This window comes from Vibrio sp. 779(2023) (assembly GCF_033344285.1).
In the GTDB taxonomy this organism is placed as follows: domain Bacteria; phylum Pseudomonadota; class Gammaproteobacteria; order Enterobacterales; family Vibrionaceae; genus Vibrio; species Vibrio alginolyticus.
Genome location: NZ_JAWPOM010000018.1, coordinates 1 through 20,870, shown reverse-complemented (window position 1 = coordinate 20,870; position 20,870 = coordinate 1). Strand labels below are relative to the sequence as shown.

The following is a 20,870-nucleotide window of genomic DNA, read 5'->3' as shown; positions in this document are numbered from 1 at the left end:
AAAACTAACCAGGAGCATCGCGTAATGTCGCAGATTCTTACTCAATCAGCTCGCGAGAATATGGACCACTTCGCTCAGAAATTAGCGAAAAGCTATGGCGTTACAAGCGTCGAGCAGTTGTTCAACGTTTCGCCACAGCTAGAAACCAAACTCCGTGCAGCGATTTCCGAGTCTGCCGAGTTTCTAAAAATGATCACTGTTACCACCGTTGACCAAATCGAAGGTCAAGTGGTTGATGTGGGTGTGAGCGGTTTGTATACGGGTCGTAAGGCTGGCGGTCGCTTCCAAAAACAAATCGGTGTTGGCGGTCACAAGTTCAAACTAGCAGAAACCGACTCATGTGCAGCTATCACGTGGGCAATGCTATGTCAGTGGGCAAACCAAGGCGGTCGTGATCTGTTTATGAAGCTGGTATCGCAGTTCTCTAACCAAATGTATGCGCTAGACATTATGCGTATTGGTTGGAACGGTGTGTCTGCCGAAGCAACAACTGACCCAGAAGCTAACCCACTAGGCCAAGATGTTAACGAAGGTTGGTATCACTTTGTGAAGACTCGTAAAGCAGCTCAAATCGTTGATGTTGATGTGTATTTCGATGCAAACGGCGATTACAAAACACTGGATGCGATGGCGTCTGACATCATTAACAACCAGATTCACCCAATGTATCGCAATGACCCTCGCTTAACGGTATTCGTTGGCTCTGGTTTGATTTCTGCTGCGCAATACAAACTGTATGACGCTGCTGATAAACCAAGTGAGCAAATCGCGGCGCAAAAAGTGGATAAAACGATAGCTGGTCGCCCAGCATACGTTCCACCATTTATGCCAGACAACGCAATGGTTGTGACGATTCCTGCAAACCTACAAGTGCTAACGCAGCACGGTACTGCGCAGCGTAAAGCGAAGCACGAAGAAGACCGTAAGCAGTATGAGAACTCATACTGGCGAATGGAAGGTTACGCAGTGGGTGTGTTGGAGGCGTTCGCCGCTTACAACCCAGAAAAAGTCCACATTGGTCCTAAACCTGCTGCATAGAAGGTAAAGCATGAACTTATCCCCTGCAATGCGCCATAAGTTGGCGATGGCTGAAAAGCAAAACACAGTGGCAATCGCTGCCACTGTGCCAAGCCCAGACAGTTTGCACTTGCGCTTAATCGAGTTTGAGCAAGACAAACTTAAGTTGAAAGACTTCGTTCAGATTTCGGAAAAGGTCAACTACAAGCGTGACGTACTGATCCCGAAATACAAAGAAGTCGCAGAGAAGTACTTGGCGGCAGGGGAAAGTTATCAAAACCCAATTTTCACGGATTTGATTATTTGGCTGTTTGATACCAAAGACCTTGAAACCGCGATTGATTGGCTGTTCAAAGCCATCGAGTTGGACTTGCCAACGCCGGAGAACTTCAAACGTTCTAGTTGGGCGGTGGTATGTGGTGACTTTGTCCTCGAATGGGCAGAAAGACAACTACCTAATGGACACTCGATTGAGCCGTACTTCTCTCAAGTGTTCGAGAAAATCGACAAAGAGTGGAAGTTGCCAGAGAAGCTTGAAGCCAAATGGTACAAGTTTGCGGGTTACGGGTTGCTGCTTAATGAAAAAGGTGATCCACAACCAAGCCAAATCGGTGATTCAGAGCAATTAGAGAAGGCGAAAAAGCTGCTCGAAATTGCCCATGAAAAGCACGACAAAATTGGTGTTCAAACCAAAATCAAGCAAATCGAGATGCGACTTAACGCACTCGCAGAAGGCAAAAATTTATAGCGTTTGTCTATAGACAGACTCCTACGCCACCGCACCTCGGCTGGCGAGGTTGGAATAACCTGCGTGGTTCATTCTAAACCGTCGACCCAGTGGCTAGAGGTGCCCTAATTCAGAAAGAGCTAAGGAAACGTTATGAGTTTTGGCGGCAAAGTTAACAGCGCACCAAATACCACCATACAAGGTGAAGGTTGGGTGGATTTATCCACCGATGAGTTCCGCAAGCTGCGCCGCATTCCTCATACGTTCGATAACGATTCATTGGCTTATGCGGTGTCCATCGCCGCGCTAAACATCCAAGGTCGATTGGATAGCCTGATCGAAAACGGCGAAATACCGACATTCAGTGGAGCTAAAGCCCTGCTGTACAAGCGAGCGGTTTACGGTCGTGCACACGCTGAGTTGATTAAAGAGTTCGCCACGCAAGACCGCCGCAAAGAAGGCGAAAGCGTGGCAACGGATGAACCGGAACAAGAGGCACGTTTTCTCGCACAAAGCACTCGTGATGTACGTGAGTTACTTGGGCTGAGTTCTAACGGGATTGAATCACTATGAGCGATACCACTTACAACAAAACCAAGCTTGAACACCTAACGGATTACATCGTTAGCCACCTCAATTCAAGCGTACTTGATAACAAGATAGAAGCTTGGCAAGAGAGGGCTGCAATTGTTGTAGATGGTGAAGACCGAGGCAATGGCGGTCACATCGCCGCTTATTGGCGATATGAAGCAATCATCTCGATTGAAGAGTTTCCTCACCGCTTGTTAGACCCTCGAAACGTGTTCGCGTTGCTTGCGTGTTGGCTCGCTGACTATGACAGAGAAAGGGATATTCACGAACTGGATGATCCTGAAATCACAGTAGATGTGATTAACGAAGAAAGCGCAGATGTTCTGATCGAAATCGAAATGATGGAACCCATCGAAATGATTCCTGATGAGCAAGGTTTGATTACTTGGCGCAACAAAAAGTATCGAGTTCAAGCTGTGCCAATTGATGTGGCTGAAGAGTACGAGCTGAGCAATGAGAATTGAAGTTGTCGGTGAAGATGCAATCAACGCTTCGAAAGCACTTGAAGCGCTGATGCTATCAAAGAAAAAACGCACTTGGATACTCAAAGACTTGGGGCGTTGGGAACGAAGAATGACGAGAAGTCGCCTTCGTCGCCAAAAAGACATCGACAACATCAAATTTGAGCAGCGGAAAAAAGGTGAAGGTGCGGTTCTTACTTCGTTTCAAAACGGGATGGAGCCTTATGTTCTGCATGATTCGACCGTGCTCGATTTGACTTGGGACATAAAGAAAAAAGCGAGAAAAGCCAGTGTTCATCAACAAGGTATGACACAGACCGTTACCGCAAGAGAACACATCAAAGAACAGACTAAGCGCCGAGGTGAGCCTGATTACGGTGCGCCTTGCACGAAAAAGCAAGCAATTGCGCTAAGGCGTCTTGGTTATCGAGTGAGGCGTAAAGACGGTAAAGGGTGGAATAAACCGAGTGTTAGAAACCTTGAGAAGCGTCTTACGTTGGGGCAAGCAGGACTCATTATTCGAATGATGAGAACGGGTAAGAGTAAAGGTAAGCAGTCTTGGAAGGTGAAAACTCCTCAGCGTCAAATGTTGGGAACTAAAGCCGTCAAAGTGCGAGAAAAGCTTATCAAAAACATCGAAAAAGCGCGTGTGAAGAAATAACCACGACAGAGGACATAACCAATGGCAACCGGAAAGGTAGAGGTTAACAACCTCAATTTAGGACAAGGCGGCATCCCAGAGATTGAACGCCATGTGCTTTTCATTGGGCGCACTGATAAAGCCGAACTGCAAGGCAAAGTGACCCGCATCAATAACATGACCAACCTTGACGAAGTCGTTGCGGACGATGCACTTGGTCAAAACGTGAAAGCGGCCCAAATCAACGGTAAGCAAAACTGGACTGGTGCGATTGTTGGCTTAGCGGCTGACGATACTTGGCAAGCTGCCGTGGACTTAGCAAACCTGACCGATTCGTTCGAAGGTATTGCCATCTGTGACCCAGTTACGGATAAAACTCAGTTCACTGATATGCAATCCAAAGCCACAGAGCTGACAAGCAAACTAGGTCGTTGGGTGTTCTTCCTTGCTGCGTGTCCGGGCATTGTTGCAGAAGGTGAAGGCGCGCAAACGTGGGCAGAGTATGAAACCACCATGATCACCTTGGTGAAAGATGTTGCTGCAAACTTGGTGACTCCGGTTCCTCAACTCAACGGTAACAACGTTGGTGTGCTTGCTGGTCGACTTTGTGACCGCAGCGTAACGGTTGCTGATAGCCCAATGCGTGTGGCGACTGGCAGTGTGCTTGATTTGGGTGACATGCCCACGGACAGCGCAGGCAAAGCCCTAGAAATGAGCACTATTGGCACGTTAGCCGAAGCACGTTACTCACTGCCGCAATGGTATGCCGATCTAGAAGGTATTTATTGGACAGACGCCACCACGCTAGAAGCAAAAGGCGGCGATTATCAATACCTCGAATACGTTCGCCCAGTTCACAAACTCAACCGTTGTGTGCGCATTAAGGCGATTCGTCGTATTGCTGACCGAATCCTTAACTCGACGCCTGCAAGCATTGAGTTGAACCGCACCTATTTCCGCACGGATATGCGTGAAATGTCCAAAGGTACAGAGATCGCGGGTATCACCTTCCCTGGTGAAATCATGAAGCCACGAGACGAAGACGTCACCATCCAGTGGATGACCAAAACCAAAGTGGTGATCGGTTTGATGGTTCGCCCTCACAACTGCCCGAAACACATTGTCGTCAACATCGCGTTAGACCTAAGCAACGCAGCAGATACGGAGGCGTAATCCATGAGCATGCGTATTTCTGGCAAGAACATGCATTTCTCTTTGGGTGATTACAAGCTCAAAGCAAACAAGGTGACGTTGTCCATCACGGACAACTCAGCGGTAAACAAAACGGGCGGTGTGCCTGATGGCTATGTCGATGGGGATGTAGAAGCCAGTGGTGAAATGGAGCTGACAACGCAGCAGTTCAACCAGTTGGGCAAAGCAGCAAAAAAAGCCGGTTCTTGGCGCGGCCTTCCTGCCTTTGATGGTCTGTTCTACGGAAAGATTGATAAAGACGAATTGAAGGTGGAAGCGTTCGGCTGTCGCATCAAGATTTCTGACCTGCTTGATATCGACACCAACGGTGGCAGCGCGTTGCTTCACAAACTGCCTTTTGACGTGACCAGTTCTGATTTTGTCCATATCAACGGTACTCCTTACCTACGAGAAGACGAAACCGAAGACCTAACGAACTAAGCAGGGGGAACGATGGCAGATGTTATCGACCATGCCTGCGGCCTTGAAGCCAAATTCACTGAAATGGCGCTTGCCAACCAATTGGCAGGGGCGAAGCGAATTGAACAACGGGAAAGCGCACATGAATGCGGCGAATGTGGCGACCCAATCCCAGAAGAACGCCGCCAAAAAGTACCAGGTTGCAAGTACTGCACCCAGTGTCAAAGCGAATTGGAGCGAATGAAACGATGAACTTAGCGAAGCTCTTTATTGAGCACATCATCAAACCAGTCCTTGACCATCTGGATATGGCATCCGGTGGTAAAGGCAAACTCAATACTCAAGCAGCAATCAATCTGATCTTGATGATTATTGCTCATGAGTCTGGAAAGTTTACTTACTCAAAACAAGTCCGTGGTCCAGCGTTAGGTTTCACCCAAATGGAGCCAGCAACGTTCAATTGGCTTATTGAGTGGCTCGGAAAAGGTCGACCGCATTTGCTCGATGCATTGGAGATGTTTGCACCAATTGACGGCTTAGATGCGCGTTACATGGTGATCTCACCTCAGTTTGCGGTAGCGGCGGCGCGGCTTAACTTGATTCGATTCCCAGAAGTGCTACCCGATGCCGATGACCTAGAAGGTTTAGCGCGGTACGCGAAGAAGTACTGGAACACAAGTGCAGGTAAAGCAACGGAACAAGATTACCTGTTGGCATATCAATCCTTGATCGGAGAAGCAGCATGAATTTCTTTGTTGGCATTGTGGGCAAAACCCTACTCGAAGTGTTGAAAGGCCTCGTCTTTCAAATCAGTTGGACAATCATCCTTGAACGCTTCGCAACTCGACTTGTGGTGTGGGGCTTGGAAACCTTGAAAGGTCTAAGCACGAACGATGTTCTTCAAGACACGGTTGACGACATTATCGCGGCGCTACAAGGCAAGCGCTTGAAAGAAGTCCCTCAGAAGGAATAGCAATGGATTCATCATGGGTATCGGCGATTGTGGCAACCGTTGCATTGTTTATCGCCATCATCAATGTGGTTTTCGGCAGAACGGATAAAGGGCAAAGCACCTCACAAGACCATGACCGTCGTATCCATGCCAATGAGCTAGCCACTGAGCGACTGCGTGGCGATGTCGCAGAAAAGTACGCCACAAAGCACGAACTACGCGAAGCCGTAGACGACATTAAAGAATCTATGGACGGTCGATTCGACCGCCTAGAAGCCAAGTTAGATAAGAAAGAGCGAGAAGCAGCATGAAAACAATCGTTTTAACCATCGGTGATGATCTAGAACTTCACTTTGCACCAACAGAAGCGGAATACAGCGACTACATGAGTGAAGTTGCTAAAGGCGAAATCGTTAACTCTGCTCACAACTTCCTGATGAATACGGTAACGGACGAAAGCAAAGATGCCTTCCGTAACCTAACCAAAGGTAACCCAGGTGCAGCACTTCAAATCGTTGGGGAAGTTCTGAAGGAATACACGCCGAAGCTGCAAATTAAAGTAAAAAAATAGACGCCCTTGTTCGGGCTATGGATTCCAACGAGCTCGAACAAATGCTTGCTTGGCGACGCAAGTGGTTGCCAAGCGAGACAGACAGCGAAGAGAACCTAGCAAGGGCGATTTGGTTAGAACAGCAGTATTGGAAAAACATGCAAGTCGCCACAGCAAATGGCGTAGCAAGAGCATTTAGCGGTTAGCTTTATTGGGCAAAAGGAAACATCAATGTTACCAGAAGCACTCAGATTCACCGTTGGACTTGTTGACCAGATTTCTAAACCTCTGGGCAACATTCAACGCAACTTGACCGATGTGGCTAACACGTATCGTGATGGCACTCATACCATGGTTGCAGGTGCGGCAGGGGTAGCAGGTGCAGGTTTTGCCCTACAAAGTGCATTGATGCCAGCCATTGAAATGGACCGCGCACTCGGTGAGGTGAAATCACTCGGTGTGGCTGATGAGCAGCTAAAAATGCTCTCAACTACTGCGATGGAATTTGCAACCGAATATGGCAAGTCAGCAGTCGAGTTCGTTTCGGCTTCCTATGATATTCAGTCTGCGATCGCAGGATTAGCTGGCAATGAGCTATCTGAGTTTACCAAAGCGTCTGGTGTGCTTGCAGCAGCGACTAAAGCCGACACCGCAACGATTACCAACTACGTTGGAACCATGTACGGCATTTTCCAAAATACTGCCAATCAAATGGGTAAGGCTGACTGGGTAAATATGCTCGGTGGGCAAACCGCTAAAGCCGTTCAAATGTTTAAGACAACAGGTGACCAAATGTCTGCCGCCTTTACCTCAGTAGGTGCGGCGGCAACTTCGGTTGGTGTTGGTATGACTGAACAAATGGCGATTCTAGGTGCGCTTCAATCCACAATGAGTGGCAGTGAGGCGGGTACTAAATATCGGGCTTTCTTAGCCGGTGCTGCAAAAGCGCAAGATACGCTGAATATGTCTTTTACTGACTCGCAAGGACAGCTACTTCCTATCGTCGATATCTTGGAGCAAATCAAAGGAAGATATGGTGACACGGTATCTGTTGCGGAAGCCGCAGAGCTGAGTAAAGCCTTTGGGACGCAAGAAGCCACGGCAATGATTCAATTGCTGATCCAAAACACGGATGGTCTAGCGACTTCTATCGACGCACTAGGTCAGGTGAAAGGACTTGATGTCGCTGAGCAAATGGCGGGAGCAATGACAGACCAATGGGAACGACTTGAGCAAGGTTTATTCTCTGTTCGTGCTGCCTTTGGTGCTGCGCTGCTACCTGCATTACTTCCCATCGTTGGCGCTTTAGCTGATGGTGCTTCCGTTGTGATTGAGTGGACTCAATTGTTCCCGAATATCACCAAGATGATCGGTTACGCAGGATTGATGCTGCTTAGCTTTGTAGCTATCAATGGTTTGGTGACTATGGCTGTAGGCATAGCAAGGCAGGCGATGGCATCTTACGCGATAGTCACTAAAGGTTACGGTTTGGCGGTCGCGGGTGTGAACAGTATTTTGAAAGCGTTCAAAGTGGCAATGTTGGCAGCAAACATCGCAATGATGGCGAACCCAATCGGTTTAGTGGTTGGTGCCGTTGTCGCAGCCATCGCCGCAGTGGGCGCCTTGATTTACTACTGGGATGATCTAAAAGCATCGTTCGGCGACACAACATGGTTCCAAATCATCGAAAGTGCGCTTGCTCTTATCATGCTGCCATTCCAAACCCTATTCCAGTTCCTGAAAGCTGGTTGGCAATGGGTAATGAGCGGTTTTACCGACACGAGCGGTTTTGCCTTCATCGGTGACATGGCGAACTCAATGAAAGACATGTTTGCAGGTGTGTTCAATTGGATTACTGAAAGCCTTGCGGGTATTTGGGAGTCGGTAAAAGGGCTTGTTGATTGGATACCGGGTCTTGGCAGTGACGAAGACCTACAAGTGAAATCGTCCTCAATGAATAACGCTTCGCCACGTCTTCAAGTTCAACCAGGTGGCGCGGCGAAGAACATCGCCAATTATCAGACGAGCTCAACCAACTACGGCGGTGTGTCGATTTATCCAACTTACATGAGTAGCCCACAAGACATGGCGACTGAATTAGAGATGGCGGCAGGCTAATGGCGGAATACAAGTACCAAGATATTTTGATTGAGAACGGTGACGTGGTGCTCGATGCAGGTCGAAACCCTATTTTGATTCAAGACCGAGCGGTGATCGCCCAAGACATCAAACACGCCATCATTGAGAGCAACTTAGCGGTGGATTTAATCGCTGAGCGAAGCCCATCAAAGAAAGCAGATATTCGCACCAAGTTGGAGTTGCTCGTTGAAGAGGACGTTCGACTGGTACCAGGTACCGTGCGTTTGGAAGAACCAACCGAAGGCACGATTTACGTGTTCGCAACCACCATTGATTTTGGTGACATGCAATTTGAAATAGTGAACAACGGAGAGCGTTAATGACTGATATTCCAAAACCAGATTATTCCGAACTGGTAAAGCAATCCGGTATTCCAACCGATCAAGCCGGTTGGAAGAAGGTGCTCAAGGAAGAGATGAACAAAGAAGAATGCATCATTTCTAACGACTCGCCGTTCTCTCCTTTCTGGCGCCTCATAGAATCAACAGTGGTTAGCGTGACTCTGTGGCTGATTAACACTCTGTTGGTTGGCTATGTTCTACCAAACATGTTTGTCGCAACGGCGGTTGACCAATGGCTCGACCTGTTGGCATGGCAGTGCAAACTCACTCGAAAAGGCGCGACAAAAGCCAAAGGCATGATCGCGTTTCAGCGTTCAGCGTCGAAAGGCCCTGCTCTGGTTATTCCGAAAGATACTTGGATTCAGACCGAACCAATTAACGGCACCATCTACCGTGTGAAAGTGCTTGCTGATACCACGATGCCAGAAAACGAAACCATGGTAATGGCAGAGGTAGAAGCCGAAAACGAAGGCGCAGGCTACAACCTAGGCGAAGGTTATTACCACATTTTGCCAACGGCGATACCGGGCATTGGTGCGGTGACCAACCCTGCAGAATGGTTGAACGAGGCGGGTTCAGATAAAGAAAGCAATGATGAACTGCGTTTACGTGTTCGCAACCAATGGAGCGCGGTTGCACGATGGCATATTGACGCGGCTTACCGTTCGCTACTTACCAGTCGCGCAGGCATCAACGACGACAACGTGTATTTTGAGCATAACGCCCCACGTGGTCCGGGTACCGCCAACGCGTTAATTCTTCTCGATACGGGTGAGCCTTCATCCGACATGCTTGCCGATTTGAATGAGTACATTCGCATTGAAGGGCAACACGGTCACGGTGATGACCTGCAAGTTCTAGCGATGCCAGAAACCACTCACGATATTAGTTGCCGAGTTTGGCCGCAGCGTTCTTTGACGATGGAAGACCGCGAAGCGTTACGAGTGAAGGTGGAGCAATTCATCGGAGCAGCATTCCGACAAAACACGGACTACTCGCCAACGGTGACCAATCCGGTGCTTCGATTCAGCTTCTCGCGCTTAGGACAAGAGTTACACGCCCAGTTCTCAGAGATTGAATCACTCGAATTTGATAACGCTGACATCATCAACAATCTGACCGTGCCGCGCATTAATACGTTGGAGGTGTCGATTGAACATTCCTGAGATAAAGCTGCGTTACTGGATGGGTAGAGGCGAGCTGGCAAAGTTCGCCCGAGCCATGCGCAACTATTGGGGACATGTAAAGGCGGCATTCGAAATGCCACTGCAACAACATGACCCACTCACCGCACCAATGGCACTGGTGAATATCCTTGCTTGGCAACGTGAGATTGAACGACTAGGGCAAGAGCCGGAAGAGTTATTTCGGATCCGTGTGGCGCATGCCTACGGCTTTGCGCGTGATGCGGGTTCGATTGCAGGTTGGGAAGACATGTTCGCCAAGTTGGGCTATCCGCATATTGGACAAGACGAACGTTTAGTCAATGTGCCTTGGGATGTAATCAGCTTAAAAATCAGAGACGGCGATTTAACCAACGTTCCTAAGCTGCTAGATACAGTAATCAGACAGTACGGCAGAACCTGCCGTCGTTATCAATACACCAGTTATGTAGAAATGCCTTTGGCAGCGCGAAGCAAGAACGTAGAAGCGCAGTATTCAACATCACACATCAAAACTCGACTAAACGTTGGCATGCTTCCAAATGTGCTCAACGTTGATTGCGAATATTACCAAGCCACAGTGAAAGGGTAAGGAATTTTAAAATGGCAAACAGCACCGATAAGTCAATTTTAACCGCCGCAGGTAAAGCACTGTTGGCACAGCTCAACGCAGAAGAAAAAGCACTTGTGATCGACAAGATGATTTTCGCCAATGTGCCGAATCGTCCAGAGTACCCACAACCAGATGATGTGGTACCAACTGACCACATCGTTCACCAAGAACAAGTGGAGCAGCGCGGTCGCCTTTCTGCAGACTCGGTAATTTACAGCACTACTTTGACCAGTGATGTTGGTCCGTTCGATTTCAACTGGACAGGCGCATACTGTTCCGAATATGGCGTGTTGGTGACCATTGACCACCATGCACTCACACCAAAGACAGCAGATGAACCAGGTGTCGCAGGTAATACACTAGTGCGTTCGGTTGTTCTTGAATACAAGGACATTGCCGAGATCACCAATATCACCGTGGATGCATCAACATGGCAATACGATTCTAGAAAGCGTCTTGAAAAAATGGATGTCGACTCTGCACAAGCAATCGTTGATCAAAATGGTAAAGATTGGTTTATTGATAGCTCCTTTCAAGTCATTCCGAATGGCGGTTCATTCAATATCAAAAATGGTGTTGGGTACGTATCAGGGCTTCGAGTATCAATGGAATTTGATAGAAATATTCAAGTTTCTAGCAAACCATCATATGTATACATTGATGCATACCGTGGCGGGGCTCCAACCGGAGAGCAAGTCGTATCATTCGAGTTTTTCATTTCCTCCCAAGAAAAGGATGATTATGTCGATAAATCAACAGGAAAAGAGATTAAACACTACCTGTGTAAAATTGCGAAAGTGCATGAAGATGGGACTGTAAGCGATCTTAGACCTGAGCAAAGTAAAGCAGATAAAAATTGGACAACGAGCACTTTTCCAAGAGTGATTAGTGATGTTATATCCCTCAAAGCTTACTCCGGTCTTGTGGATGGACAACAAATTGAATTATTAGGCTACTACGAGGAAGGCGATGGCGGCGGTGGTTCTTTGATTTGGAGCTCAGATATAGATATACCTACCGACAATGCGATTGTTTTTGAGGCTGAAGGTGGGGCTTGGGTTCGCCGCAATAAGACAATTACTCCAGTACAAGCAGGGTGGAAAGCGGATAAAAATGGCCCTCAAAGAATTAGAGAGTTACTGAATCTTGGGGTTTCATTTGCTAAGCCTAGTCGTCTGACTTCTCTGCAAGGTCAAGCGGCAAGGTGGGCAGCAGGTTTAAAAGCGCCAATTGGATTTTATGGAGATTCAACCACCGATGGGAGGATTACAACAATTGACGGTATCAATTTGGCAACCAAGTGGAATATTGATCGTCTAGTAAGTAATGCTGTGCCTGATGGTTTAGTGTATGACCATGATGATCGAGAAGTACCGAATGCTTACCCTAATATAATGCAGAGAATGCTGAGAGAGTTTCATAATAATACGTTGATTCGTGTATACAATGCGGGATATCGCGGTAAGCAAGCTCAAGATGGTTGGGCCGTTAATAATGTTCACAATGCTGTATACGGAAACAAAACGTATTCGGATGTAGAATGGATCGGGATTATGTTTGGTTTAAACGATTCAAATGCTTCGAGCGACCCTAAGCTACTTGAGCGTAGAACATATATAGAAAACCAAGCATTGATTATTGACGCCTTTGCTCGCGGTGTTCAACCTGCTTTGATGTCGTGCCCTCCAAGCAATAATACCGCAACATCTGGCGACTATGGAAACAACAATGAAGTAAATGAACTCGTAGACCAAGTAAAGAGAAGGCTTGCAAACGAGTATGGTATTGAGTTTATTGATGTGAACAAAGCAATTAAGCATTGGATTTACAACAATGGAGACAAGATTGCATTTGCTGAAGCATCAAGCGATGGTTTGCACCTAAACGACATTGGTCATTTAAAAAAAGCAGAGTTTCTGTTTAAAACTGCGGAGCAGGATAACGTTCCAAGTCTAGTTAACGAAAGGCATTGCTTTGACGTCGTGCATTCTGCGATGCGTTACGCCTTGAGTCGCAATGATATAAGCTCAGGAGAGCCACTGCGTGGTGCGAATAAACTATATCAAAACGGGGTAATACAACAAAATGACATTGAGAAGGTACTAGGAAAAAATGTTGTCGACCTTTGGGTTTGGAATGAATGCCGAGATCATTCTCTAGTTTATCGTGCATATAAAAGTAACGCTGTAGCTTTTGGCGAAGCAAATAGAGAAGACCTATTACACGTAGTGTTAGAATCTCAGCTGTTTACCGCGGAAGACTTTCATAAAACAACGATTTTTAATTCTCCAACACCTGAAAGTATCGGTTATGTTGGGTCAGGACGAGCGGACTTTCCATGTTTTGTTGGCAAACTAAAATATGGATTAAATCGCATTCGAATCTATGTCCCAAGTACAGCAGGCAATCTTTTCTCTAGCGGCGTCGTTCAAACATATCTAACGGTTGGGTGGTTCGACTTTATATCTAATCGTCAAGAAAATCGTTATCCGGTGATGCATTATAATTACGGGTTTACTTATATGGATAGAGCGCATTGGCGTGACGTTATCGCCGGTAGAGGTCGTGTAGTCCATCCGCCTATTAGCTCAAATACGCCGAATTCCTTTGTAAGAAATATCACTTCTCCTTCACTTGAGGGATACAATTCATATTCGTTAAGTCAACCCGGTGATGTAGTTGAATTTCGGTTTGAAGCAAATTTTCCATCAGGAACTGGTGTGGTTTTGAGTTGGAATAAGTGTGACGACTACGGTATATACCCTGATGGATACGATAAGAACAGTATGTATTCCTCTGGTGGGATCTTTATGTTCTATGCAAATATATCGGAAACACCACTTGTAAGGTTTGCTTATCTTAATCCAGAAAATGAAGGTGTCCCAAGTATCCCCCTATTTGAAACAGGTGTAGATATTTCCGAAATCCAAAATAAAACACTGATAGTACGAATGCAGTTGCTTGATACATATCAGATTCACGTAACGTTGCTGACCGCAGATTTAACACAACTGTTTGAAGGCACTATAACCGACCAAAATGTTCTGGGTGAGATAGCCACTGCGTATTGTGGGGGATCTTTTAGCAATGGCTCGTCAGCTAAAGGCACGTTCGAGTTGGAATACCTTCAATTGCGCGAGTATCGAGTTTGAGTATGCTAACCCTAAACGGCATTCAAATCTCACTAAAGAACCTGCGCATTAGCGTTCGCCAACAACTCGCCGGACAGGATATGTCCGGTCAGTCCTCGGCGACCGACCAAGCGGAAACAGGTAACAAGGGAAAAGTGTTGGCTGTGAGTGGTATTATCCCTTTCAGTAAACCAGAGATATTGAGCAACCTTTTCAATATGGCAGGTGGGCAGCAAGAAAGCGCCCGCCAAATCTACCGTATTAGTAACAAAACCGCGTCGACGCTCAAAGTTCGTGAGGTGAAGTTTCAAGGCACTATTCGAGCCGATGAACAAGAAAGCCTGAGACAATGGAGCGTCGCGTTTGAATTGGTAGAATATCTTTCGGTACCGGAACGAGTTGAGCAACGTCAACAAGACCAGCCTGCAACACAGCAGCAAGTCCAAGGGGTAACCACTCCGGTTGAAGCTGGACAGAGTGAAGACGTGCCACCGGACACAAGCATTGAGTTAACAGGTGTAATGAAAGTGCTCAAGTTAATTGATGATGCTTTGTCTTAAAGGTGACTTATGACGATAAACAACAAATTCACGTGTCGTGCTTATATCGGTAGTCAAAAGGTAAAGACGAAAGACCACCGTGTTCTTTTTGATGTGAACACGCCAGCTCGTTGCTCCATCAAGGTGGAAGGTTCACCGAAAGTGAATACTATCGTTGCGGTCGATATCGGTTGGGGTGACAACATATCGCGTGTCTTTCTTGGGTATGTAGAGAGAGTCCAACCTGCAGAAAAAGGATGGTCAGAATTGTTTTGCCGCGAACTAGCGGCATTACTTTTCAAGCCACTCGATGTCACGCTAAGGCACCCAACCTTGATGCAACTGCTCAGTGATGTAACCAACAAAACGGGGTTGCAGTTCGTGGTACCAGAAGCAGCCTACAGCAAAACATCAATCCCTTGCTTTTACAGTGACGGTAATGGTTACCGTGTCATGGATGAATTGGCGCAAGCTTTTAGCATTGATGACTTGTTTTGGCAGCAACAAGGCAATGGTCAGATTTACGTGGGAAGTTGGAAAGATTCATATTGGGCTGATAAGCCGGTTAACATCCCTGATAATTTAATGACCAACCGAACAGCGTCTAAATCAGTGAAAGTTCCTGCCATTCCTAAACTAAGACCCGGTGCGATAGTCAACGGTCACCGTTTAGTTGGCGTTGATTTTCAAGGAACAGAGGTAAAACTAACATGGATGTAAAAGCGATTCAGCGCATCATTTTTCGTTTGTTCCCAGAATTAACCGGACGATGGCATTTGCCACGATGGGGAAAGGTGGTTGCATTACCAGAGCTGCCAGAAGAGGGTGACATATCTGATCGCTTTTATCCTCACTACGCAGTGGATGTTCAACTGTTGGATGAAAGGGGCGTGGAGTTCAAGAACAAAGCACCACTCCAAGCGGTGCCATTACCGATACCAGGTGTTGGTGAGTATGCAGGAAGACTGGAACCACCTGCGATCGGTAGCATCGTAGAAATCGGTTTTATGTTCGGACAGCCAGACAAACCTTTTATCCGTTGTGTTCTTCCGCTTGGGTTCAAGTTACCTGGTATCAAAGAGGGTGAAAGCCGATACCAACAACGCCAAGGTGTTTATCAGTTAGTCGATAAAGCAGGCAACTTTGAACGTAAGACCGACAAAGACGAAATCATCGAATGCTTGAATAAACGGGTGCAAGTATTGGAAGACCAGATTGTTCAAATCAACAACAACCACACGGAAGTCGTCAAAAACCTAAAGTCCACGTCCGCAAAGAAAATCATTGAAGTCGCTGATCTCATCACCATGAACGGCGGCACTGGTGTTTGCACTGGGCAATCCATTTGCCCGTTCTCTGGCAAGAATCATGTTGATGTATCTAAAACAGTTAAGGCAGGTAAGTAACATGGCAATGAGTAAAGAGTCACTCAAACAGAAGTTAGAAAGCGAATTGGAAGCACAAGGCTTCGTCCTTACTGGTGAATTCGCGATGGCAGGCAAGATGGCAGAGGCGATTGCCAATGCTGTATATGATGAAATCACACAGAATGCCAAAGCAGATGTAACAAGCGGTAGTTCAAAAGGAAAGTACTCAATCATCTAGATAACGTTTTAGCCACACCAAAGCGCCCACAAAGGGCGCTTTTATTTTTGTCTGAACATCGAGCGCAATCCCAAACACCGAACGTTTGAGTGGCAACCAGAAACGCTGAGCCACGTAAACGAACCTTTCGGTGACGTAATCCGCACTCCTCCTCCCCACCTGCGACGTTTTCGGATCGCGTTTTTTACAGTTTTTAAATGTCGAAATTAAGGCACCAGAGAAAAGCACAGTGTACACGCTAAAGCCTTAGCAATAGCGCGCTTCGAGAAAATAAAAGACCTCTGAGAATCGCTTATAGAGTGTTTTTAAAAAATTTCAAAATTTGAAAAAAATTTCAGAGAATTGAGATTTAGATGATCTGAAAAGATCTCTTATCTATTTGTAAATTGTTGAAATATATAGGATTAGTATAGATTTTGTGATGATTTGTAATGATCTGTCGTTGAAATTGAAGATCAAAAAGAAATGCGCAGGAGCCTTTTTCCATAAGGGATGAAAGCGATTTTTGAAGATAAAACAGTTTTTCAATTTTCTAGACAGTATAATTTGACAACAAGACAGCAAATCAGTCAAAACTAACGCAAAAAATCCCCGTTTTCGTGGAGGTTGCATGGGAAGAACTAAGGCTCATAAATACATACCAGTACAGGCGGAGTTGGTAGAGTTCATCTGTCCGAGGCAAAGCCCTTTACCGGATAACTCGTTAACTTCGAAGCACAAACCAAGCAATTAACTTTCAACGTGTCGCCATTTTGCCGCCATTATTAATTTAATTTCATCTTAAGTTAATGAAAATTAAAGGATAAAATATAAAAGCAATATTAAAGCTGATTACTTTCATTATTTATCCTTTTGGGGGCGTACTTTTTTATGAATAGTATCATTGTGTAAGAGCACTGAAAATGAGTCTCGGTGAAAGGATTGAAACGCTCTGAGCTACTTTGCTTTTAATTTGTTTTCTAAGTCGTTTTGCACGATCTTTAAAGCGTTAAGCGCAACTTCTGGATCTATCTCATTGCTCTCAAGCAAATAGATTAAATCGACAGCCAGTTTGATCTCTTCAGGTGCGTCATCTAAAGGCGAGGTTGGTTGATCAGCCATTATTGATGTTTTTCCCTATGTGTAATTTGGTTCTCTAGCTTAAGAAGTGCTGCTTCACAACGCGCTAAACGTTGCTCGGTTGCTAGTAATACTTTTTGAGCGTCGGCACGCATAAAACTCGGAGCGCTTTCGACAGCACGTTCTTTTTCTAACACCATCTCGCGCAAGCGTCTTGCCCACTCTTGGTGTTGAGCGAGTTCCTGATAAAGCACGTTGATAGGCTTGCGGAAATAGCTGCTATGTTTGATTTCATTCTTACGAATTTTAGTGGTAGAAATCTCGCGTTGAATTGCACCGATTTGCGCCACTAACCGTTCAGTGAGGTACTCAGCACGCAAAGCGGTGAGCTTACCTTCATTTTGCTCACGCACAATCGCATCCAGCGTGGCTTTTGCTTCTTTTACGCAAGGAGTAAGTAAGCGAGAGCGGCAACCAAATAAACGCTCATCAAAAAGCGGAACATGATGTTCGCCTCTTTGACTGTCAAGAACAGCGGCTTGCTTCGCCATTTGTTCTAGATTTTCCTGGAGTTGAGAAATGTTCATGACAAACCTACAAACCATGCGTCATAAGCCAATTTAATAGCTAGTATGCTGACGACAGTAACAAATACAGGACGAATGAATTTAGAACCAAATCTAATAGCGGAGTGCGCGCCAACAAAAGCACCAGCCATTAAACATACTCCCATTGTTAAGCCTAGCACCCAGTTGATATGTCCGAGGAATGCAAAAGTGATCAAAGAGGTAAAGTTACTGGTAAAGTTCATTGCTTTTGCTAAGCCAGAGGCGAGCAAGATATTCAGCCGGTACAGGGCCATTGAACTTACTGTCCAAAAAGCCCCAGTTCCAGGCCCTGCGAGTCCGTCGTAGAATCCTATGGATAAGCCTTGCATGTACTGTTTTTTATGAAGTTTTGGGCAAGGCTCGGGTATTGGACTTTGATGAGCAGAGTGGGGTGTTTTATGAAAAACGGTATACAACGCTGCCGCCAAAATAACAAGCGGCAATCCTTTTTCCAGCCAATCCGTACTAATCGCATCTACAAATAGCGTACCTAATGTCGCTCCGACGAGTGTTGCCACGAATGCACGCCGCCAGCATTGAGGTTTGAATAGACGTTTTTTGTAGTACGTAAATGCTGCAGTAGAAGAAGCAAAGGTAGCGGCAAGTTTATTGGTGCCTAGTGCAATATGAGGCGGCAAGCCCAGCGAAAGTAGAGCAGGTACGGTAAGCATGCCACCACCACCGGCAACTGCATCAATAAATCCTGCGACAAAAGCGACAAGCGCCAACACCAACAGCATGGTTGGCTCAATCATTTCCATAAATGGTGATTCTTCTAATATTCTATTTTACGTTTAAATGGAGGTAGTGAGTCGATTAAGGCTTGTCCGTATCGCTTAGTGACTAGGCGTCGATCAAGAATCGTTACTCTACCAGAATCTCTCTCTTTACGCAGTAAGCGACCTACGCTCTGGATCAGCTTTTTGCTTGCGTCTGGTACAGTTATTTGCATAAACGGGTTTCCTCCTTTTTTCTCAATGTATTCGGAATGAGCCTGCTCAACAGGGGAGGTTGGAACGCCAAATGGAATTTTTGTAATCACCAAGTTTTCAAGTAATTCGCCAGGTAAGTCTAGCCCCTCAGAGAAACTGCCAGTACCAAATAAGACGCTGGTTTTATTTGATGCTATTAACTTTTTATGTTTTTTTAGAATTTCTTGACGTGAGCTTTCACCTTGAACTTGCAACGCCCAGCCTTTTTTTATGAACTCCGAAGAGAGTGCCTTCGCGACTTGGTTCATCTGCCAATAGGATGAGAATAATACTAAGTTGGCTTTCTTGTCTTCCAAGTACTTAGGCAATATCTCGATAAGATATTCAGTAAATTGAGGCGCTGGTGGTTCATATTTCATCGCAGGGATGAGCAATTCTGCCTGGTTTTGGTAATCGAATGGTGACGCAAGCGCTAAAAACTGAGTGCCTGATTCTGGTTTTCCATCAATACCAACCTGATGGCAAAAGTAATGGAAAGAGTTTAATGCACGCATCGTTGCGGAAACCAAAATGGCGCCAATACATCTGCTCCAAATCTGTTGGTCGAGTTGCCATCCAATTTCAAGTGGCGAAACACTCACAATGAAATCACCCTCGCGATCGGGGTGGGTTTCTAACCAGCGAGCTAAAGGCGCACCTTTTTCACGAGTTGGTTCAGCCATTAAATGCCATACTTGCGCTAGGTTTTCTAACCTTTGAATGTAGAAACCGAGCTCTGCAAGCGCTGGTTCAGCCAACCTTGTCGCAAGCTCCCCGTCTTTTACTCTTTCCGCAATAAGGTCGGCAATTTTTGCCACGCTCTGATTTGCTTTTTTACTGAACTGTTTTAGTTCTTTGGATTGGTTCTCTAGCCACTCAGGTAGTTCACCGTGTTCGAAGCGGTAGATACCCTCTTCAAATTGAGCTGGGTCGAACTGTTTGGGCAATTGAGTCAGTGCCGGTATCAAGTTCTGAACCGCGTCTTGAAGGTCGTTGCGAAATCGAGCTACGCGTTTCTCGTCTGCGAGTGATGAAAACTTACTAATCGACAGATTTAACTTCTCAAGCCATGCTGCCGCACCTTTTAAACTCGCAGATGCTGAAGCATGGTCACGAGCGACGTGAGGTAAGTGATGTGCCTCGTCGAAGACGTATATCGTATTTTCTGGCTCAGGTAAAATCACGCCGCCACCTAAATCTGCGTCTGCCATGACGAGAGAGTGGTTAGCAATGATGACATCGTTTTTATCCAACTCTGAGCGCGCTTTTTGGAATGGGCAGCCGCGGTGGCCTGGTAAACTGTTATTGCAACTGTGTTTATCACTGACAATCAGTTGCCAAAGCTTATCGTCGATGGGTTTAGGCCAAGAATCACGGTCACCGTCCCATTTACCTTGCGCAAGAGAGCGATGCATTGTTTCTAACAGCTCTATATCTTTTTGCTTAGGTTTGGTTTCAAACATGGCTAACTGGCCACCATCAGCACCGCTAGCAGTAGCGAGCTTTTCTGCACAACAATAGCGTTGACGGCCTTTTGCCAAAATAAAAGAAAACTCTCGGTCGGTAATCCGACGAAAAAGAGGGAGGTCTTTGTTTATGAGCTGCTCTTGCAGAGCGACGGTCGCCGTTGAGATAACCACTTTTCTATTGTTATGTACAGCCACGGGAATGGTCGCCATTAGATAGGAGAGCGATTTACCAATTCCAGTCCCTGCTTCTGCAACGAGTATTCGGTTAGATTTGTGATACTGACCGCACAGCGTTTTTGCAATCTCTGCAACAAGGTAGTTTTGTGCTCTTCTAGGCACAAAGTTATCAAGTTGATCTTGAAGGTTTTGATAGCTATTACGAATCGATTTTTGAATGTTACTGGTCAGCATACGGGCCTCAAATGCGTTGGAGGCGAATAGTAGCACACATCACTAGTTGTACAGTAGTTCACAAAACGGAATGCTTTTATAAGGAATGTAGATCTCCTTCACAAAAAAATATTGAACCTTATCTTAATGAAATTAATTTCATTATATGAAAAATATAAAACTCCAACTTGGTCTGATTTGTGGGTTTTTATTCTTTTTTTTGTTTTCAGCCCTAAACCACCTACTTCAGTAGGTGGTTATCATCCGTTTCGGCTTTGCCTGTAAAACTACTC

26 protein-coding genes are annotated in these 20,870 nt (G+C 46.0%); 22 read left to right on the top strand and 4 right to left on the bottom strand.

Annotated elements, in window-relative coordinates; translation table 11 throughout:
- The first annotated feature begins 24 nt into the window (after nucleotides 1-24).
- From R8O70_RS18910 to R8O70_RS18805, 22 genes are all read left to right on the top strand, one after another.
- Nucleotides 25-1,038: a phage major capsid protein, P2 family gene (locus tag R8O70_RS18910; protein WP_029559275.1), complete on the top strand. Its 1,014-nt coding sequence runs from the start codon at nucleotides 25-27 to the stop codon at nucleotides 1,036-1,038.
- A 10-nt stretch (nucleotides 1,039-1,048) separates the two neighbouring features.
- Complete coding sequence (locus tag R8O70_RS18905) at nucleotides 1,049-1,765, top strand: terminase endonuclease subunit (RefSeq protein WP_029559274.1); 717 nt, start codon at nucleotides 1,049-1,051, stop codon at nucleotides 1,763-1,765.
- 132 nt (nucleotides 1,766-1,897) lie between these two features.
- A complete protein-coding gene (locus R8O70_RS18900; protein WP_318184310.1) occupies nucleotides 1,898-2,317 on the top strand; it encodes a head completion/stabilization protein in 420 nt (139 codons plus the stop codon).
- Entirely contained in the window at nucleotides 2,314-2,799 is a 486-nt protein-coding gene (locus R8O70_RS18895; RefSeq protein WP_140374169.1) for a phage tail protein, read from the top strand. The genes R8O70_RS18900 and R8O70_RS18895 overlap by 4 nt, the downstream gene beginning before the upstream one ends.
- The gene (locus tag R8O70_RS18890; RefSeq protein ID WP_140374168.1) at nucleotides 2,789-3,457 is read left to right on the top strand and encodes a hypothetical protein; all 669 of its coding nucleotides are present in this window, start codon (nucleotides 2,789-2,791) and stop codon (nucleotides 3,455-3,457) included. Before R8O70_RS18895 ends, R8O70_RS18890 begins: the two co-directional genes overlap by 11 nt.
- Before the next feature lie 21 nt (nucleotides 3,458-3,478).
- Nucleotides 3,479-4,609: a DUF2586 domain-containing protein gene (locus R8O70_RS18885; protein ID WP_318184309.1), complete on the top strand. Its 1,131-nt coding sequence runs from the start codon at nucleotides 3,479-3,481 to the stop codon at nucleotides 4,607-4,609.
- Nucleotides 4,610-4,612: 3 nt separating this feature from the next.
- Nucleotides 4,613-5,068 carry a phage protein gene (locus R8O70_RS18880; RefSeq protein WP_318117199.1) on the top strand — a complete coding sequence of 152 codons (456 nt, stop codon included), beginning with the start codon at nucleotides 4,613-4,615 and terminating at the stop codon, nucleotides 5,066-5,068.
- A gap of 12 nt (nucleotides 5,069-5,080) precedes the next feature.
- Entirely contained in the window at nucleotides 5,081-5,299 is a 219-nt protein-coding gene (locus R8O70_RS18875; RefSeq protein WP_029559268.1) for a TraR/DksA C4-type zinc finger protein, read from the top strand.
- Nucleotides 5,296-5,793 carry a hypothetical protein gene (locus R8O70_RS18870; RefSeq protein WP_064376252.1) on the top strand — a complete coding sequence of 166 codons (498 nt, stop codon included), beginning with the start codon at nucleotides 5,296-5,298 and terminating at the stop codon, nucleotides 5,791-5,793. Before R8O70_RS18875 ends, R8O70_RS18870 begins: the two co-directional genes overlap by 4 nt.
- Nucleotides 5,790-6,020 carry a hypothetical protein gene (locus R8O70_RS18865; RefSeq protein WP_318184308.1) on the top strand — a complete coding sequence of 77 codons (231 nt, stop codon included), beginning with the start codon at nucleotides 5,790-5,792 and terminating at the stop codon, nucleotides 6,018-6,020. Before R8O70_RS18870 ends, R8O70_RS18865 begins: the two co-directional genes overlap by 4 nt.
- 2 nt (nucleotides 6,021-6,022) lie before the next feature.
- Complete coding sequence (locus R8O70_RS18860; protein ID WP_029559265.1) at nucleotides 6,023-6,310, top strand: hypothetical protein; 288 nt, start codon at nucleotides 6,023-6,025, stop codon at nucleotides 6,308-6,310.
- Complete coding sequence (locus tag R8O70_RS18855) at nucleotides 6,307-6,570, top strand: putative phage tail assembly chaperone (RefSeq protein ID WP_213872585.1); 264 nt, start codon at nucleotides 6,307-6,309, stop codon at nucleotides 6,568-6,570. Before R8O70_RS18860 ends, R8O70_RS18855 begins: the two co-directional genes overlap by 4 nt.
- Before the next feature lie 17 nt (nucleotides 6,571-6,587).
- Nucleotides 6,588-6,755, top strand: coding sequence for a DUF6890 family protein (locus R8O70_RS18850; protein ID WP_162564173.1), 168 nt, complete (start codon nucleotides 6,588-6,590; stop codon nucleotides 6,753-6,755).
- 25 nt (nucleotides 6,756-6,780) lie between these two features.
- A complete protein-coding gene (locus R8O70_RS18845) occupies nucleotides 6,781-8,667 on the top strand; it encodes a phage tail tape measure protein (RefSeq protein ID WP_213872586.1) in 1,887 nt (628 codons plus the stop codon).
- Nucleotides 8,667-9,008: a DUF2590 family protein gene (locus R8O70_RS18840; RefSeq protein WP_029559262.1), complete on the top strand. Its 342-nt coding sequence runs from the start codon at nucleotides 8,667-8,669 to the stop codon at nucleotides 9,006-9,008. The genes R8O70_RS18845 and R8O70_RS18840 overlap by 1 nt, the downstream gene beginning before the upstream one ends.
- Nucleotides 9,008-10,195 (top strand): baseplate J/gp47 family protein, encoded by a 1,188-nt coding sequence (locus tag R8O70_RS18835; protein WP_029559261.1) that lies wholly within the window; start codon nucleotides 9,008-9,010, stop codon nucleotides 10,193-10,195. Before R8O70_RS18840 ends, R8O70_RS18835 begins: the two co-directional genes overlap by 1 nt.
- A complete protein-coding gene (locus R8O70_RS18830) occupies nucleotides 10,182-10,784 on the top strand; it encodes a phage tail protein (RefSeq protein ID WP_049879367.1) in 603 nt (200 codons plus the stop codon). Before R8O70_RS18835 ends, R8O70_RS18830 begins: the two co-directional genes overlap by 14 nt.
- 11 nt (nucleotides 10,785-10,795) lie before the next feature.
- On the top strand, nucleotides 10,796-13,957 hold the full coding sequence (locus R8O70_RS18825; protein WP_318184307.1) for a phage tail protein: 3,162 nt from the start codon (nucleotides 10,796-10,798) through the stop codon (nucleotides 13,955-13,957).
- Nucleotides 13,958-13,959: 2 nt separating this feature from the next.
- Entirely contained in the window at nucleotides 13,960-14,496 is a 537-nt protein-coding gene (locus R8O70_RS18820; RefSeq protein ID WP_318184306.1) for an adenine glycosylase, read from the top strand.
- Between the two features lie 9 nt (nucleotides 14,497-14,505).
- Nucleotides 14,506-15,195, top strand: a complete 690-nt coding sequence (locus R8O70_RS18815) for a hypothetical protein (RefSeq protein WP_318184305.1) — start codon at nucleotides 14,506-14,508, stop codon at nucleotides 15,193-15,195.
- A complete protein-coding gene (locus R8O70_RS18810) occupies nucleotides 15,186-15,881 on the top strand; it encodes a hypothetical protein (protein WP_318184304.1) in 696 nt (231 codons plus the stop codon). The genes R8O70_RS18815 and R8O70_RS18810 overlap by 10 nt, the downstream gene beginning before the upstream one ends.
- A 1-nt stretch (nucleotide 15,882) precedes the next feature.
- Nucleotides 15,883-16,080, top strand: coding sequence for a hypothetical protein (locus R8O70_RS18805; protein ID WP_318184303.1), 198 nt, complete (start codon nucleotides 15,883-15,885; stop codon nucleotides 16,078-16,080).
- 936 nt (nucleotides 16,081-17,016) lie between these two features.
- On the opposite strand, the gene rsmS is transcribed toward R8O70_RS18805, so the two are convergent.
- The 4 genes from rsmS to dinG are packed head-to-tail and all read right to left on the bottom strand — an operon-like array spanning nucleotide 17,017 to nucleotide 20,598.
- Nucleotides 17,017-17,181, bottom strand: coding sequence for a pleiotropic regulatory protein RsmS (gene rsmS, locus R8O70_RS18800; protein ID WP_005378432.1), 165 nt, complete (start codon nucleotides 17,179-17,181; stop codon nucleotides 17,017-17,019).
- On the bottom strand, nucleotides 17,181-17,726 hold the full coding sequence (locus R8O70_RS18795) for a primosomal replication protein (protein WP_318184302.1): 546 nt from the start codon (nucleotides 17,724-17,726) through the stop codon (nucleotides 17,181-17,183). The genes rsmS and R8O70_RS18795 overlap by 1 nt, the downstream gene beginning before the upstream one ends.
- Nucleotides 17,723-18,508 (bottom strand): sulfite exporter TauE/SafE family protein, encoded by a 786-nt coding sequence (locus R8O70_RS18790; protein WP_005387866.1) that lies wholly within the window; start codon nucleotides 18,506-18,508, stop codon nucleotides 17,723-17,725. The genes R8O70_RS18795 and R8O70_RS18790 overlap by 4 nt, the downstream gene beginning before the upstream one ends.
- Before the next feature lie 14 nt (nucleotides 18,509-18,522).
- A complete protein-coding gene (dinG, locus tag R8O70_RS18785; RefSeq protein WP_085569615.1) occupies nucleotides 18,523-20,598 on the bottom strand; it encodes an ATP-dependent DNA helicase DinG in 2,076 nt (691 codons plus the stop codon).
- Nucleotides 20,599-20,870: the final 272 nt, after the last annotated feature.

Excerpts from the sequence above, each read along its gene's own strand:
- R8O70_RS18820 (WP_318184306.1), top strand. The coding sequence starts at position 13,960 with ATGCTAACCCTAAACGGCATTCAAATCTCACTAAAGAACCTGCGCATT.
- R8O70_RS18910 (WP_029559275.1), top strand. The coding sequence starts at position 25 with ATGTCGCAGATTCTTACTCAATCAGCTCGCGAGAATATGGACCACTTC.
- R8O70_RS18880 (WP_318117199.1), top strand. The coding sequence starts at position 4,613 with ATGAGCATGCGTATTTCTGGCAAGAACATGCATTTCTCTTTGGGTGAT.
- R8O70_RS18810 (WP_318184304.1), top strand. The coding sequence starts at position 15,186 with ATGGATGTAAAAGCGATTCAGCGCATCATTTTTCGTTTGTTCCCAGAA.
- R8O70_RS18795 (WP_318184302.1), bottom strand. The coding sequence starts at position 17,726 with ATGAACATTTCTCAACTCCAGGAAAATCTAGAACAAATGGCGAAGCAA.
- R8O70_RS18835 (WP_029559261.1), top strand. The coding sequence starts at position 9,008 with ATGACTGATATTCCAAAACCAGATTATTCCGAACTGGTAAAGCAATCC.
- R8O70_RS18895 (WP_140374169.1), top strand. The coding sequence starts at position 2,314 with ATGAGCGATACCACTTACAACAAAACCAAGCTTGAACACCTAACGGAT.
- R8O70_RS18855 (WP_213872585.1), top strand. The coding sequence starts at position 6,307 with ATGAAAACAATCGTTTTAACCATCGGTGATGATCTAGAACTTCACTTT.
- R8O70_RS18875 (WP_029559268.1), top strand. The coding sequence starts at position 5,081 with ATGGCAGATGTTATCGACCATGCCTGCGGCCTTGAAGCCAAATTCACT.
- R8O70_RS18805 (WP_318184303.1), top strand. The coding sequence starts at position 15,883 with ATGGCAATGAGTAAAGAGTCACTCAAACAGAAGTTAGAAAGCGAATTG.
- R8O70_RS18840 (WP_029559262.1), top strand. The coding sequence starts at position 8,667 with ATGGCGGAATACAAGTACCAAGATATTTTGATTGAGAACGGTGACGTG.
- R8O70_RS18815 (WP_318184305.1), top strand. The coding sequence starts at position 14,506 with ATGACGATAAACAACAAATTCACGTGTCGTGCTTATATCGGTAGTCAA.
- R8O70_RS18870 (WP_064376252.1), top strand. The coding sequence starts at position 5,296 with ATGAACTTAGCGAAGCTCTTTATTGAGCACATCATCAAACCAGTCCTT.
- R8O70_RS18885 (WP_318184309.1), top strand. The coding sequence starts at position 3,479 with ATGGCAACCGGAAAGGTAGAGGTTAACAACCTCAATTTAGGACAAGGC.
- R8O70_RS18865 (WP_318184308.1), top strand. The coding sequence starts at position 5,790 with ATGAATTTCTTTGTTGGCATTGTGGGCAAAACCCTACTCGAAGTGTTG.
- rsmS (WP_005378432.1), bottom strand. The coding sequence starts at position 17,181 with ATGGCTGATCAACCAACCTCGCCTTTAGATGACGCACCTGAAGAGATC.
- R8O70_RS18860 (WP_029559265.1), top strand. The coding sequence starts at position 6,023 with ATGGATTCATCATGGGTATCGGCGATTGTGGCAACCGTTGCATTGTTT.
- R8O70_RS18845 (WP_213872586.1), top strand. The coding sequence starts at position 6,781 with ATGTTACCAGAAGCACTCAGATTCACCGTTGGACTTGTTGACCAGATT.
- R8O70_RS18900 (WP_318184310.1), top strand. The coding sequence starts at position 1,898 with ATGAGTTTTGGCGGCAAAGTTAACAGCGCACCAAATACCACCATACAA.
- dinG (WP_085569615.1), bottom strand. The coding sequence starts at position 20,598 with ATGCTGACCAGTAACATTCAAAAATCGATTCGTAATAGCTATCAAAAC.
- R8O70_RS18825 (WP_318184307.1), top strand. The coding sequence starts at position 10,796 with ATGGCAAACAGCACCGATAAGTCAATTTTAACCGCCGCAGGTAAAGCA.
- R8O70_RS18790 (WP_005387866.1), bottom strand. The coding sequence starts at position 18,508 with ATGGAAATGATTGAGCCAACCATGCTGTTGGTGTTGGCGCTTGTCGCT.
- R8O70_RS18905 (WP_029559274.1), top strand. The coding sequence starts at position 1,049 with ATGAACTTATCCCCTGCAATGCGCCATAAGTTGGCGATGGCTGAAAAG.
- R8O70_RS18890 (WP_140374168.1), top strand. The coding sequence starts at position 2,789 with ATGAGAATTGAAGTTGTCGGTGAAGATGCAATCAACGCTTCGAAAGCA.
- R8O70_RS18850 (WP_162564173.1), top strand. The coding sequence starts at position 6,588 with ATGGATTCCAACGAGCTCGAACAAATGCTTGCTTGGCGACGCAAGTGG.